General features: G+C 45.4%; 12 protein-coding genes. 4 read left to right on the plus strand and 8 right to left on the minus strand.

Annotation, left to right across the window (positions count from 1 at the left end):
• Positions 1–64 precede the first annotated feature (64 nt).
• The 6 genes from RUMCAL_RS08210 to dapF form a co-directional block, all read right to left on the minus strand.
• On the minus strand, positions 65–1,672 hold the full coding sequence (locus tag RUMCAL_RS08210) for an NAD(P)/FAD-dependent oxidoreductase (RefSeq protein ID WP_021682265.1): 1,608 nt from the start codon (positions 1,670–1,672) through the stop codon (positions 65–67).
• Positions 1,669–2,925: an aminoacetone oxidase family FAD-binding enzyme gene (locus tag RUMCAL_RS08215; RefSeq protein WP_021682266.1), complete on the minus strand. Its 1,257-nt coding sequence runs from the start codon at positions 2,923–2,925 to the stop codon at positions 1,669–1,671. The genes RUMCAL_RS08210 and RUMCAL_RS08215 overlap by 4 nt, the downstream gene beginning before the upstream one ends.
• Before the next feature lie 10 nt (positions 2,926–2,935).
• Positions 2,936–4,294: a PFL family protein gene (locus RUMCAL_RS08220; protein WP_040647625.1), complete on the minus strand. Its 1,359-nt coding sequence runs from the start codon at positions 4,292–4,294 to the stop codon at positions 2,936–2,938.
• Positions 4,295–4,330: 36 nt separating this feature from the next.
• A complete protein-coding gene (locus RUMCAL_RS08225) occupies positions 4,331–4,600 on the minus strand; it encodes an ACT domain-containing protein (protein WP_021682268.1) in 270 nt (89 codons plus the stop codon).
• A gap of 82 nt (positions 4,601–4,682) precedes the next feature.
• On the minus strand, positions 4,683–5,885 hold the full coding sequence (locus RUMCAL_RS08230; RefSeq protein ID WP_021682269.1) for an LL-diaminopimelate aminotransferase: 1,203 nt from the start codon (positions 5,883–5,885) through the stop codon (positions 4,683–4,685).
• Positions 5,886–6,091: 206 nt separating this feature from the next.
• On the minus strand, positions 6,092–6,940 hold the full coding sequence (gene dapF, locus RUMCAL_RS08235; RefSeq protein WP_040647626.1) for a diaminopimelate epimerase: 849 nt from the start codon (positions 6,938–6,940) through the stop codon (positions 6,092–6,094).
• Positions 6,941–7,223: 283 nt separating this feature from the next.
• Here dapF and gatC point away from each other — a divergent pair, with 283 nt between their 5' ends.
• From gatC to RUMCAL_RS08260, 4 genes are all read left to right on the plus strand, one after another.
• Positions 7,224–7,502 carry an Asp-tRNA(Asn)/Glu-tRNA(Gln) amidotransferase subunit GatC gene (gene gatC / locus RUMCAL_RS08240; RefSeq protein ID WP_040647582.1) on the plus strand — a complete coding sequence of 93 codons (279 nt, stop codon included), beginning with the start codon at positions 7,224–7,226 and terminating at the stop codon, positions 7,500–7,502.
• Positions 7,503–7,593: 91 nt separating this feature from the next.
• On the plus strand, positions 7,594–9,048 hold the full coding sequence (gene gatA / locus RUMCAL_RS08245) for an Asp-tRNA(Asn)/Glu-tRNA(Gln) amidotransferase subunit GatA (protein ID WP_021682272.1): 1,455 nt from the start codon (positions 7,594–7,596) through the stop codon (positions 9,046–9,048).
• A gap of 17 nt (positions 9,049–9,065) precedes the next feature.
• Entirely contained in the window at positions 9,066–11,936 is a 2,871-nt protein-coding gene (gatB, locus tag RUMCAL_RS16775) for an Asp-tRNA(Asn)/Glu-tRNA(Gln) amidotransferase subunit GatB (protein WP_341349367.1), read from the plus strand.
• A 117-nt stretch (positions 11,937–12,053) separates the two neighbouring features.
• Complete coding sequence (locus RUMCAL_RS08260; protein ID WP_021682274.1) at positions 12,054–12,734, plus strand: GTP pyrophosphokinase; 681 nt, start codon at positions 12,054–12,056, stop codon at positions 12,732–12,734.
• A gap of 88 nt (positions 12,735–12,822) precedes the next feature.
• On the opposite strand, the gene RUMCAL_RS08265 is transcribed toward RUMCAL_RS08260, so the two are convergent.
• Both RUMCAL_RS08265 and RUMCAL_RS08270 read right to left on the minus strand, forming a co-directional pair.
• A complete protein-coding gene (locus RUMCAL_RS08265; protein ID WP_021682275.1) occupies positions 12,823–14,181 on the minus strand; it encodes a penicillin-binding transpeptidase domain-containing protein in 1,359 nt (452 codons plus the stop codon).
• Positions 14,178–15,359, minus strand: coding sequence for an FtsW/RodA/SpoVE family cell cycle protein (locus RUMCAL_RS08270; protein ID WP_242823498.1), 1,182 nt, complete (start codon positions 15,357–15,359; stop codon positions 14,178–14,180). Before RUMCAL_RS08270 ends, RUMCAL_RS08265 begins: the two co-directional genes overlap by 4 nt.
• Between the last annotated feature and the right edge of the window lie 59 nt (positions 15,360–15,418).

The following is a 15,418-nucleotide window of genomic DNA, read 5'->3' on the forward strand; positions in this document are numbered from 1 at the left end:
CTTAATTGCACCAAATTTGTATTTGGTGCAATTACATATTAGCATTTCCCTGTCATATTTCGGCTCATTGCAAATATGCCTGCAGCACTTGTTCTGCACAACGAATTCCGTCTACTGCCGCAGATGTGATTCCACCTGCGTATCCGGCTCCTTCGCCGCATGGATACAAACCAGCCAGCGACACTGACTCACAGTTTTCGTTCCGAACAATGCGTACAGGCGACGAACTGCGGCTTTCTACGCCGGTCAATACTGCATCTGTTTCTGCAAATCCATGAATCTTACGATTCATGGCTGGAATTCCAAGTCGCAAAGTTTCTGCAACAAATGCCGGTAAATATTCATCTGGTGAAATCCAATTGACACCCGGCTGATACGTTGGTTCAATTTTTCCGCAACCAGTCGCAGCGTGTTTTTGCAAAAAATCGCCAACACAGCAAACTGGTGCATAATAATTGCCGCCGCCAGCTTGAAATGCAGCTTCTTCCAGTTTCTGTTGAAACCGCATTCCGGCTAACGGGTGTGAATCCTGCAACTCTGCCGCGGAAACGCCGACCAGTAATGCACTATTGGCATTTCTGCCATTTCTGGCATAATTACTCATACCATTGACAACCAGTCGATGTTGTTCTGAAGATGCTGCAACGACTTCCCCACCCGGACACATACAAAATGTGTACAAACTATGTTTGTTCGGCAAGTGCACAGCCAGCTTATAATCTGCAACCGGAAGCTCCGGCGGAGAGGCTTCCCTGCCGTACATGGCATGATTTAACCAATCCTGCGAATGCTCGATTCGCATACCGACTGCAAAATTTTTTTGCGTCATAGAAATGTTCGCATTGTACAGCATTTCAAACACATCTCGAGCACTATGCCCCACAGCAAGAATACAGTGAGAGGTAAGGATTTCTGTCGTTTTTCCGTCCTTTTGATACTGTACAGCTGTCAGCTTGCCATTTTTCTGTACCAGCTTTTCCATGTGAGCCTGAAAGAGGATCTCTCCGCCGTATCGTTGAATTGTTTTCCGCATTTCTCGCACGACATGTACCAGCTTATCCGTTCCGATATGTGGTTTTGCCAGATAGAGAATTTCTTCCGGTGCGCCGCATTCTACAAAGCTTTGCAGCACAAAACGAATTCGCGGATCCTTAATGCCAGTCGTCAGTTTGCCGTCTGAAAATGTTCCTGCACCGCCTTCGCCAAACTGTACATTGCTGTCTGTACAGAGCATGCCGGTTTTTCGGAAATTTGTCACATCTTCCTGTCGCTGCTCCACGCATTTTCCGCGTTCCAGCACAATTGGACGCAATCCCGCCTTTGCCAGAATTAATGCCGCAAACATGCCCGCCGGACCAAATCCCACAATTACAGGACGATTTGATTGGCTTACGGGAACTGTACATTTTGGGATACGATAATAATAAGGTACGTACGACTGAATGTCAGCATCTTTTACAGCACGCCGCAGAATTTTTTCCTCATTTGAAACGGCAACTGCAACTGTCAAAATCACAGTGATTTTCGGTTTTTTCCGTGCATCAACAGAACGTTTCAAATATAACACTGACTGAATTTCCTGTGCTGAAATATGCAGCCGTTGTGCAATCTTCTGCCGTAAAATATCTTCCGTGAATTGCAAGGGCATAGAGAGATTCGTTAATTTAATCATACAGTGTCACCTCTTTTCTGCAAAATTTGTTTCGCCGCATTTTCTCCGGAAAATTGTCCGGATTGCCATGCCCAATTCAGATTATAACCGCCGCAGTTTCCATGAAAGTCCAAGATCTCACCTGCAAAAAACAAGCCATTTACCAAACGAGATTGCAAATCCGCATCAATTTCCTCTGCCGGAATGCCGCCGGAAGTCACTTGAGCCTCCTGCCAACTGCCTCTGGAGAGGACTGGAAATTTCCAAGAAAGAATAGTTTTCGCAACTTGCTCCAATTGCTGCGGCGTAATTTCATAAACAGGCGTATCCATTGACATAGCAATACCAGCACTTCGCAAAAGCTGTATGCCCGCCTTTTTAGGCAGCAAGCCGGTAAGCCAATCCTCCAGTTTCCAGTTTGTCCGAACGCCATATAATTCCCACAACAAAGGAAGTAGCCGTTGTTCTGGAATTTCCGGCAAAAGCCTTAGACAAATTGCAGCCGGTTCCTGTCCCACACAAGCAGCAGAGAGATTCATTACACATATTCCGGAGATAGTCCGTTCTGTAAACTGCACTTCTCCTGTATCTACCGCAAGAACAGTGCCATTTTCAGAAATTGCAGTCACTTCTGCCGAAAGACGGATACCTTTCAACAGTCGCAGTAAGACTGGTTTTGTTAAAAAAGGCACCAATGCCGGCTTTGGTGTATTGCAATGATGCCCCAAATTCAAAAGCCATGAGAATGCTGACCCGTCAGAGCCGGTTTTAGGAGCAGCAAATCCACCTGTTGTGACAATTGCCGCACTTGCAAGGAAATCTCCTTGTGTGGTCTTTGCCAGAATTCCGGATTCCGTCTGCTGTATATCGGAAACCAAACAATAGCAAACGTCAGAAATCCCCTCTTGTTCTATTGTCAAACGAAGTGCATCTAATACGCTCGCCGCCTGATTCGAACAAGGATACAGCCTACCATCAGATTCACGACGGCAGTACAGTCCCATGCTTTGAAAAAATGCTTCTGCTGGCTGCGTCTGTTCTACAATTGTATTCCAGTACTTTTTGCAGGAGCCATAATAATATCGGGAATCTGTTGAAATGTTCCCAAGGTTGCAGCGACCGTTTCCGGTAGCCAGTATCTTTTTTCCAACTCTGGAATTACGCTCCAGAATCATAACAGATAACTCCGGACAAAAACGTTTTGCTGCAACAGCGGCGGCGAGGCCTGAGGCTCCGCCGCCGATAATCATTATATCTGTTGTATACTGCTGCATGGTTCTCCCATTAGTTCTTGATGCTGTGCATCGGTGCCGGAATGCGACCGCCGCGTGCAATGAACTTTGCAGCGGACTTCCGCTTTACAGGCATAACCGGTGCACTGCCGAACAAACCGCCGAATTCCAACATATCGCCTTCCTTCAGACCAATTGCCGGAATCAAACGAACTGCGGTTGTTTTGTTGTTGACCATACCGATTGCCATTTCATCTGCAATAATTGCGGAAATGGTAGACGCTTCAATATCGCCGGGAACTGCAATCATATCCAGACCAACGGAGCAAACAGAAGTCATTGCTTCCAGCTTTGTCAGTGTCAATGTACCGTCTACTGCTGCATCGATCATGCCAGCATCTTCGGAAACCGGAATAAACGCACCAGACAGACCGCCAACATTGGAGGAAGCCATAACGCCGCCCTTCTTTACCGCATCATTCAGCAGAGCCAGAGCAGCTGTAGTGCCATGTGTACCGCAGGTTTCCAGACCCATTGCTTCCAGAATATGTGCAACGCTGTCACCAACAGCCGGTGTGGGGGCCAGAGAAAGGTCTACAATGCCGAACGGAACGCCCAGCATCTGCGATGCTTTTGCACCTACCAGCTGACCCATTCTGGTGATCTTGAATGCGGTCTTTTTGATGATGTCTGCAATCTGATCGATCGAAGCGTCCGGATACTTGGATACGGTAGAACGTACAACGCCCGGTCCGGAAACGCCGACATTGATAACGCAATCCGGCTCACCGACACCGTGGAACGCACCAGCCATAAACGGATTATCTTCCGGTGCATTACAGAAAATGACCAGCTTGGACGGTCCAACACACTGACGATCTGCTGTCAGCTTTGCAGATTCCAGAACAATGTCACCCATGATACGAACTGCGTCCATGTTGATACCGCTTCTGGTGGAGCCTACGTTGACAGAAGAACACAGACGAGTAGTTACATCCAGTGCTTCCGGAATGGAACGAATCAGTTCCAGATCTCCTGCACTGAATCCCTTGTGAACCAGTGCGGAATAACCGCCGACAAAATTGACACCACAGGTTTCAGCTGCACGCTGCAAAGCCTTGGCGAACTTTACCGGATTTTCCTTCGGGCATGCAGCTGCCAGCATAGCAATCGGTGTTACAGCAATTCGCTTGTTGATGATCGGGATACCGTATTCCTTTTCAATCTTTTCACCGGTTTCCACCAGCTTTTCTGCCTTTCTTGTGATCTTGTCATAGACCTTATCACAAGCCTTATTGATGTCGGGGTCAATACAGTCCAGCAGAGAAATACCCATCGTGGTAGTACGAATGTCCAGACACTCATCCTGAATCATTCGGATCGTTTCCAGAATATCTCCTGCATTAAACATAGTGCTATTCATAATATAATCTTCTCCTGCGTTTTCTTAGATACGGTGCATTGCATTGAAAATATCTTCATGCATAGCGTGAATGGACAAGCCCAGTGTTTCACCCAAGCTGTTCAGTTCGTCACTCAGCTGTGTGAAATCTGTTGTCATTGCTGTGATGTCCACCATCATGATCATGGCGAACATATCCTGCAAAACGCTCTGAGTCACTTCCAGCACATTCGCCTGATACTTTGCACAAACGCCGCTTACCTGATGCAGAATACCTACATTGTCCTTACCAATTACTGTGATTACAGCACGCATAATAAATAATCCTCCGTTGTCATTTCTATCATAGCCTAAAACGGCTTTGACTTTTTTATATTATTTCAGGCAGCCAATTTTTTCAAGAAAGCAGCTTCTTCATGCGTTCCATTGCTTCCTTGGTTTTTTCTCTGTCGCCAAATGCAGTCAGACGGAACCAGCCCTCGCCGTTCTTGCCGAAGCCTTCGCCTGGTGTGCCGACAACTGCTGCTTCGTGGAGCAGGTAATCGAAAAATCCCCAGCTGTTCATACCCTTAGGGCACTTCAACCAAATATACGGAGAATTCTTCCCGCCGGTATATTCAATCCCCAGTTCTTCCATAGTCTTTGCAATAATTGCAGCATTTTCCTGATAGTATGCAATGTTCTTACGAATCTGTTTCTGTCCTTCTTCCGTGAAAACAGCTGCTGCTGCACACTGTACCGGATAGGAAACGCCGTTGAACTTACTGCCCTGCCGTCTGCCCCAAATCTGTGCGATGCTGACATCAGTGCCGTCAGAAGCGATTACATGCAGTGCGGTCGGAATAACAGTATAGCCGCAACGCATACCAGTAAAGCCTGCTGTCTTGGAGAGAGAACACATTTCAATGGCACATTCCTTAGCACCGTCTACTTCGTAAATGCTGTGCGGCACATCCGGATCCGTGATGAACGCTTCATACGCAGCATCAAAGATAATGATTGCTTTATTTGCCTTAGCGTAAGCAATCCATTCTTTCAGCTGTTCTCTGGTATATGCGGAACCGGTCGGGTTGTTTGGAGAGCAGAGGTAAATCAAATCTGCATGAACAGACGAATCTGGCATAGCTGCAAAACCGTTGGATTCATCAGAATCTGCATAAATTACCGTTCTGCCGTTCATTTTATTGGAATCTACATAAACCGGATATGCCGGATCCGTAATCAGTACAATATTGTCATCGCCAAAAATGTCTACAATATTGCCGCAGTCACTCTTGGCACCGTCATTGACACGAATTTCATCCAGTTCCAGAGAAACGCCAAACTTCTTGTAATATCCTGCAATTGCTTCTTTCAGGAAATCATAGCCGGAGCCGCTGTCCTCATAGCCACGGAAGGTTTCTTTTACGCCCATTTCATCGGCACCTTTTTTCATTGCCTCTACGCAAACCGGTGCAATCGGCAGTGTAACATCGCCGATGCCCATACGAATCAGCGGTGCATCTGGATTTTCAGCCATGAACGCATTGACTTTTTTTGCAATATTGATGAACAAATAATTCTTTCCCAGCTTCAAAAAATTCTCATTGATCGTTGGCATTTGAAATACTCCTTTATGAAATTAAAATTATGATTTAGGGGGCGTTGACATTATCATTATAATATAATGATATGTGAATTTTATGAGGTGATTTTTCTCCGTTCTAAGCAAAAATTCGCAGGCGTGCTTTCGCATGGCAAGGATTTTTAACGACGAACGGGGAAAATCACCCTAAAAGACACGTGTCAACACACCCTACATTTGCTTTAGAGATTCGGATACTCCATCTTTCCTTCAAAAACATAGATTGCAGGTCCGATCATAGTGACTGTATCATCTTCGTGATAAATAATACGCAGATCTCCACCGCGGAGATGTACCAGAATTTCTTCTTCCTTTTTGCAGAATCCATTGAGAACTGCTGCCACTACAGTGGCACAAGTGCCGGTACCGCAGGCAAAGGTTTCACCACTTCCCCGTTCCCATACACGCATTTGCAGCGTATGGTCATCGATCACGCGGACAAATTCCGTATTCACTCGATCCGGAAACAGCTCATGATGTTCAAAAGACGGACCGATTTTCTCCAGATCCAGAGAATCCACTTCCGGCAAAAACACAACTGCATGCGGATTTCCCATAGAAACGCAGGTCATTGCGTATTCCTTACCGTCCACTGTTACTGGCTGTGCAATAAACCGTTCCAGATCCGAATTGACCGGAATTTCTCTCGGAACGAGGATTGCCTTTCCCATATCCACTTTGACGCTTTCAATCTTGTTGTTGGCATCAGGATACAGTGTCAGATACTTGATGCCGGAGTTTGTTTCCAGCGAAATTTCTATTTTGTCAGTCATGCCCATGTCGTAAACATACTTGCCGATGCATCTGGTGGCATTGCCGCACATCATTGCTTCAGAGCCGTCTGCATTAAAAATCCGCATTCGGAAATCTGCAACTTCTGACGGAAGAATCAAAACCAGACCGTCAGAACCTACGCCAAACCGAACATCACTTAAAAAAACAGAAAGCTTTTCCGGATCCGTTACGGTTTCCTTGAAACAATTGATGTAGATGTAGTCATTGCCAATGCCGTGCATTTTTGAAAAAGTCAGCATTATGAATCCTCCCTACCTTGGAAATCCCAAACTCTATGTTTTGACAGACACAAGGGTTTCCAAACAATATCACATTCTATTATACTGAAAAACCGGAAAAAAATCAAGCATATCCGGAAAAAATTTTCAAATTCTGTTTTTTTGTGCTTTCCCGTAAGAAAAGCCTTGCAAAATTCAAGGGATTATGTTATAATAAAACCTGTGTAAATTTGAGCAGATGTCTGCGGCTTTGCCGTGGAATAAATTTCTGCAATTTCAGAAATAGAAATGAGGGTCAAGATTGGATTTACAGATGATTGCCTATCTGGCAGAATTGGGAAAGCTTCATTTTACAAAAGAAGAAATGGAGCAAATGGCATCTGAAATGACAAGCATCATTGAAATTATGGATACCGTAAAGGAAATCGACATTCAATATGATGCATATGCCGACAATAAAAATGTTTATCTGAACGACTTGCGGGAAGACATCAAGGAAGACAGTTTCCCTACAGAAAAGATTCTGCAAAATGCTGTAAACGACGAAAACTGTTTCGTTGTGCCAAAGGTTGTAGAATAATCGCGATAAGCCACACCCGTTGTGTACGTGCTTTTCGCCGGATAACAATCAGAAAAGGAGGCATTCGTCTGCGGACGAATGAGGAAAACATATGGATCTTACGCAACAAACCATTGGAAAACTGCGTCAGATGCTGGACAGCAAAGAAATTTCTGCACCGGAACTGACACAGAGCTATCTGGATCGCATTGCAAAATATGATGATACCATTCAGAGTTATATTACAGTAACAGCAGAGCGTGCTCTGGCAGATGCCGCTGCTGCACAGAAAAAAATTGATGCGGGAAATGCAGGCGTGCTTTGCGGCATTCCCATGGCAATCAAAGACAATATTTGCACAGATGGCATCAAGACCACTTGTGCTTCAAAAATGCTGGAAGATTTCATTCCGCCGTATAATGCAACTGTAATGGAAAAACTGGCTGCACAGGACATTGTCATGCTGGGAAAAGCAAGCATGGACGAATTTGCAATGGGTGGTTCCACACAGACTTCTGCTTTTGCAAAAACCCGCAATCCGTTTAACACTGAATGTGTGCCGGGTGGTTCTTCCGGCGGTTCCGCAGCAAGCGTATCTGCTTCTCTGGCTGCAGCTGCACTGGGTTCGGACACCGGCGGCTCCATTCGTCAGCCAGCAGCGTTCTGCGGTGTTACCGGACTGAAGCCAACCTACGGCAGAGTTTCCCGTTATGGTCTAGTGGCATTCGCTTCCTCTTTGGATCAGATCGGACCGATTGCCAAAAACGCACAGGACTGTGCATGGATTTTGAATGCCATTGCAGGATTTGACCCGCACGATGGTACATCTTCCAAACGCAATCCGGAAGACTATACCGCAAAACTGGGAAAAGACATCAAGGGACTGAAAATCGCAATCCCGAAGGAATTCTATGCAGAGGGTATTGACGATGAAGTTCGAAATGCAGTGATGCAGGCTGCAAGAACTTATGAAAAAATGGGAGCAGAACTGGTGGAATGCAGCATGCCCAGTCTGAAATACGCTGTTGCAGCATATTATCTGATTGCTTCCGCAGAGGCTTCTTCCAACCTGTCCCGCTACGACGGCATCAAATATGGTCACCGCAGCAAGGTCGGCGACACATTCCAAGAACTGATCTGCAACTCCAGAAGCGAAGGCTTCGGCAGCGAAGTAAAACGCCGTATTTTGCTCGGAAATTATGCTCTGTCCAGCGGTTACTATGATGCATATTACGGAAAGGCTATGGCACTCAAGCAGCGAATCTCCGCAGAATATGCACACATTTTCGAAACCTGTGATGTAATTCTGACACCGACAACCCCGTCTGTTGCCTATGGCGTACATGAAAACATTTCTGATCCGGTAAAGATGTATCAGGCGGATATTTGTACGGTAACCGTAAATATTGCTTCTCTGCCGGCAATTTCTACCCCCTGCGGCTATAATGCAGCAGGCATGCCGATCGGTATGTCCATTGTGGGCAAGCAGTTCGATGAAGCAACCATTCTACAGGTTGCAGATGCCTTTGAACAGCAGTTTGAAACCGCTGTTCCGGTATTGAAGTAAGGAGGAGCAGTTTTATCATGTCATCATATATTCCTGTTATTGGTCTGGAAATCCATGCGGAGCTCCTGACCAAATCCAAAGTTTTTTGTACCTGTAGTGCAGAATTCGGCGGAAGCCAGAACTCCCGCTGCTGTCCGGTCTGCACCGGTATGCCGGGCACACTGCCGGTCATCAACCAGACTGCTGTAGAATATGCGGTAAAGGCTGGTATGGCACTGGGCTGCGACATCAGCAAGTTTTCTGTTTTTGACCGAAAGAACTACTTCTATCCGGACTTGCCGAAGGCATATCAGATTTCCCAGTTGTATTATCCGCTTTGTCTGGAAGGCAAAGTTGCTATTGACACCCCGAACGGACAGAAGTATATCCGAATCAACCATATCCACTTGGAAGAAGATGCCGGAAAACTGGTGCACGATGACTTCAACGCCGTTTCTCTGGCAGACTACAACCGTTGTGGTATCCCGCTGGTAGAAATCGTTACAGAGCCGGATATTTCTTCCGCAGAAGAAGCGAAGGCTTTCATTGAAAAGGTTATGCTCCTGTTGCAGTACGCTGGTGTCAGTGACTGTAAAATGGAAGAAGGTTCTCTCCGCTGCGATGTCAATGTTTCTATTATGCGTCCGGAGGATAAGGAACTGGGTACTCGTGCAGAGATCAAAAACATGAACTCTCTGAAATCGATTACCCGTGCCATCAATTATGAGATCAAGCGGCAGTCCAGACTGCTGGATGCCGGCAAAAAAGTTGTGCAGGAAACCCGTCGTTTTAATGAAAACAAGGGCGAAACTTCTTCCATGAGAAGCAAGGAAAACGCACATGACTATCGGTATTTCCCGGAACCGGATATTTTGCAGGTCAACTTTACAGATGAAATGCTGGATTCCATTCGGGATATGCTGCCGGAACTGCCATATAAGCGTATGGAACGCTACATGAAAAACTATGGTCTGTCCAAGACAGATGCTCAAATTCTGATCAACCAAAAGAGCGTTTCCGATTTCTACGACAATGCCGTTGCAGTTTATAACGCACCTAAGAGCATTGCGAACTTTATCATTGTAGAACTGCTTCGCCGTGTAAATCTGGGCGAAGTTTCTATGGAAGCACTGCCGTTCTCCCCTGCTGAATTTGCAGAACTGGTAAAAATGGCAGATACTGAACAGGTATCCAAAAACGATGCCAAGAAGATTCTCCGTCAGATGATCGAAACCGGAAAAACAGCAAAGGTCATTGCAGAAGAATCCGGCATGCTGATTGTCAACGATACCAAAAAGGCAGATGAGGTTATCAGCAAAATTCTGTCAGAGAATGCAGAAGCTGTTTCACAGTATCAGTCTGGTGAAAAGAAAGTATTCGGCTTCCTGATGGGACAATGCACCAAATCCCTTCGCGGCGTTTGCACCCCCAGTACAATCAAGGAACTACTGGAAACCAAACTGGCAGAAGCAAAACCGGCAGTCACTGCGGAAGAATCTGCTGACAAGGCAAATGCGGCAGAAGAAGTTAAATCAGTAGAATGCACTAAGTTCACTAATCCGAATCAGTATATTCCGGAGAAGAAAGACGGCATCACACAGATCAATACTGATCATCTGCTGCACGAATTTGATTTCTCTGATGCAGCAGATCATGTAGGAGAAGAAATCTCTCTGCGTGCCTGCGTACATAAGATCCGCCAGATGAGTGGTTTTGCATTCCTGATTTTGCGTACCGGTCGTTACCTGATTCAGTCGCTGTACGTACCGGAACAGTGCAAGGATTCTATCACCGGACTTCGGGAAGGCAACTTTGTCTGGGTTCGCGGTAAGGTTACAAAGAATGAAAAGGCTGTCGGCGGCGTAGAGTTGCAGCTGTCTGCACTGGAAGTCATTGCAAACTGCAACGAGGAATACCCGTTGAAAGTTTCCAACAAAAAACTGGGCTGTGCACTGGACATCAATCTGGACAACCGTTCTGTTGCCCTGCGTAACATTTATGAACGTGCCATTTTCAAGATTCAGGAAGGCGTTGTCGGTGGATTCCGCGAATTCCTCATTGGACAGGGCTTCACAGAGATCCATACCCCGAAGATCGTTGCACAAGGTGCCGAGGGTGGTGCGAATATCTTCCATCTGGAATACTTTGACAAACCGGCATTCCTGAACCAGTCCCCGCAGTTCTACAAGCAGACTGCTGTGGCATTCTTTGACCGCGTATTTGAAATTGCACCGGTATACCGTGCAGAAAAGCACGCAACATCTCGTCATATCAACGAATACATTGGTCTGGACTTTGAAATGGGTTACATTGACAGCATGTATGACGTTATGGCAATGGAAACAGCATGCCTGCGATATGTCATGGAATATCTGAAAAAGCATTATGCATTTGAACTGGAACTGCTGGAAGCAGATGTACCGGTAATTCGGGATATTCCCAGCGTTACCCTGCTGGAAGCAAAGGAAATTCTGGGCAACAAAGGTTCCAAGAACAAGCTGGATCTGGAACCAGAAGACGAAGTGGCAATCTGCGAATACGCAAAGAAAACATTCGACAGCGACTTTATCTTTGTTACGCATTTCCCGTCCTCTAAGCCGCCGTTCTATGCAATGAATTCCAGAGAAGATCCGCGTCTGGCATACAAGTTCGACTTGTTGTTCCGCGGTCTGGAAATTACCAGCGGCGGTCAGCGTATCCACGATTATCAGGAACAGCTGGACAAGATGCACGCACAAGGTCTGGATCCGGAGGACTTCAAATACTATCTGGAAGCCCACAAATATGGTCTGCCTCCGCACGGCGGTCTGGGTATTGGTCTGGAACGTCTGGTTATGAAGCTGCTGGGTCTGTCAAATGTTCGTCAGGCAAGCATGTTCCCGCGTGACATCAACCGTCTGCTCCCGTAATAGGCATTATCATTTGCAAATCGTATAGAGTAGCATTGTATGCACTCTGATTTTTCGTAAAACGCACACAAATGCACGGTCTTTGTGTGCGTTTTCTGTATAGGAGGGATCATCTATATGGACGACAAGGAATTTTATCTGGATGCCATTCGCGATGTGGTTCCGGAACACAAGGAAGAACAGATTCAAGATGTGTTTTATTCGTTTTTGGAATTGGAACATCTTTACGATTCTGCAATTGAACTGGTAAAGACACAGCTGAATATTTTCGACAACGAATTCAGTATGCGGTTTCAGCGAAACCCAATTCACAATATCGAAAGCCGTATTAAGACACCGCAGAGCATTGTGGGAAAGTTGCAGCGGAAAGGCATGCCGGTTACACCGGAAAGTGCCCGCAACAATTTAACAGATATTGCAGGGGTTCGGGTAATCTGCTGCTATATTGATGACATTTATGCAATTGCAGACCTCCTGACAGACCACAGTGCTTTTCAGCTGCGAAAAATCAAGGACTATATCAAAAATCCAAAACCGAATGGTTACCGGAGTTTTCACATGATTCTGGATGTACCGGTCTACATGTCCAACGGCAAAGAAATTGCTCCTGTAGAGATTCAGATTCGCACCATTGCCATGGACTTCTGGGCAAGTCTGGAGCATCAGCTGCATTACAAGTCTACTGGCGATCCTAAAATTGCCGCTTCCCTGACTGGCGAACTGAAAGAGTGTTCCGAAACTATTTCAGGAATCGATCAGAAGATGCAGGACATGTTCAAAAAAATCAATTTGCTTTAAGGCATTTTATGCATAACAAAAAAGCGTTTTGCAAGGCAGATTATATTCTGCCTGCAAAACGCTTTTTTGTTTATTGTGCTGATGCAAATTAGTTTTGATTCAGTGCATTCAGCATTGTTGAAACAATATCCGAAGTAGAGATTTCACCAGAAACACGGTCTTCAATTACTACGCAAAATGCAATCGGTAAATTGGGATCATCATTGAATCCAACCAACAAAGAATTTTCCGATGCCCCGTTCTGTACCTGTGCTGTACCGCTTTTTACACCAACGGGATAGCCAATAGAACTGTAGCGTTCCTGTCCATTTTGTCGCATGATCTGTTTTATCTGACTGGCTACTTCTGCGGAAAAAATGTTGTTCTCTCCATAGGTGGTTTTTGCTTCATATTTTGTGCTCCCAGTCACGTTAGTAGTATGGTCAATGAGATAGGGCTCTGTCACTTTTCCGCTGGCATTGGCAATGGCACTCTCCCACAGCATCATTTGCAGTGGGCTTGCAAGTGCTTCGCTCTGTCCCATGCAACTCCACATGGTGTCGAAGTCACTGGTATCTGTCAGCTTTGTAGAAGCACTAAAAGAAGATAACCCGTCAAATTGGATTTTCTGCATTTTTGTATCGTTTACCGCAATGCCCATACGTGTGTATGTTTGAATAATGTTATCCAACGGCATATCCTGTACCAGCTGTGCAAAAAACGGATTACAGCTGTTTTCAAACCCCTGCACAATGTTCTGTGTGCCATGTCCGTTAAGGTCATGACATTTGATCTGCTGATTGTATTTTGTGGTATAGATGCCGTTGCAAGTATATGTTTTGGACATCAATCCATCATAACCGAATGTTTCCAGAGCCGCAGCAGTGGTTGCTATTTTTTGTGTGGAGCCGGGAGTGGTTTCATAAAACGCTTTGCAAATCAAACTGCCGTCCGGCAATTCGCTGATATTGCTGTAATTATCCAGAATATTGACACTGGGTTTGCTGACGCACACCAGAATCTCTCCTGTCTGATAGTTGTAAGCGATTGCCGTTCCGTTTTTGCTGCCAAAAGCATTGTATACCGTTTGGTTGGCTTTATGATCCAATGTGGAGTAAATTGCCGTTTTTCCGTGAGGCGTTGCACCAAAAATCAAACTATAGTTTTGCAGTTTTTCAATGTTTTCGGAAACCAGCGTATTTGTCATCTGACCGCTGTCATCGCCAATCACATTTCCCACATCTAAGAAGTAATTTTCGTCATAGGTTTCTGTAGAAGCATTTGGATCAAATAAAATCTGATTATTTCGGTCATAGACCATTCCCAGCGTCACATCATCAGAATGGGACATATAAAAGGAAGATTCTTTTACTACTTTCCAAACCAAAACACCCATGCCTAGGAAAAACACAATCAAAATCAGAATGGTCAGCCGTTCTCCGCGTCGGATACTTTGAATGCTTTTCATGCCGCAGCCACCGCCTTTCTTGCTTTGGCTTTTTTCTTTTTCGGTTCCGGTTTCTTAAATACCGGTGACTGTCCCGCTTTCAGCATACCGGCTAAGAAGCCACTGGTAATCATGGAGCTACCACCCTGCGAAATAAACGGAATTGTAACACCAGTAAACGGGATCAGATTGCAGGAGCCGAAGATGTTCAAGCCCATTTGCACAATCAACACTGCCACGCAGCCAAGAATCATAGTTGTATGGAAATAGCTACGAGGTTTATTGATCATCGGAAGCAGCATCATTGCCATTAAGATCAATATCGACAGCAATGCCACCAAAAAGCCCCATTCTTCACAAATGGTAGAAAAAACAATATCGGTGTCCGAGGCAAACACTTTATACAAGGAGCCGCAGCCCGGTCCCTTTCCGAACAAACCGCCCTCTGCAATCGCAATCAAAGCTTTACACTGCTGGTATCCATCTCCCTCCATTTGATTCCAGATGTCAACCGAAAGACGGTTTTGTACATAACCCGGTGCAAATCGCAATGCCAATGCTACAAGAATCGCAGCAATAGCACTGATTCCGATAATTGTTTTCTTGGAAAATTTTGCTTTTGGATAACACAAGCGACATGCCAACGCACAACCGTACGCAGCGGCAAAAGTAGGCAGCGAACCTAAATCACGACACCACCACTGCAAACCTACAATGACAATAAATGCTCCTGTCAGGATCATCATTTCCTTGGAAACGTAGAAAAACAGAATCTTTTTCTTCTCATGCTGTTCCCGAATAGAGGTCGCACAGATCAAAACAAAAACTGGCTTCATAAATTCTGACGGCTGAATACTGATTGGTCCGATGTTGATCCACATGCTTCGACTGCCAGTCAGCAGCAAAATACTCAAAATCAGCACACCCAACAGAATATACAGCACAATTTTTTTAGATTGAATCCAAACATGATTTCGTGTCAAAAGGAAACCAACTTGACAAACTGCCAGTGCTACAATACAAGTAACATAGTGCTTTGCCGCAAATCCAACACCGCCAAAACAGGATTGAAACATGACACTGATGTTGATAAGCAGCAGCAATACAAAATCCAGCGTATAAGTCATTTGGCGGTACAGGAATCGCAGCACTATACTATACGTGAGATCTAACCCGATCACAGCAACTGCCAACGGCAAAATGTCTTGCGGCGTATCATATTTGCCGCGGAGCAGAATCGCAAGCAGCATAATAATGT

The sequence above is a fragment of the Ruminococcus callidus ATCC 27760 genome, assembly GCF_000468015.1.
GTDB classification, from domain to species: domain Bacteria; phylum Bacillota; class Clostridia; order Oscillospirales; family Ruminococcaceae; genus Ruminococcus_C; species Ruminococcus_C callidus.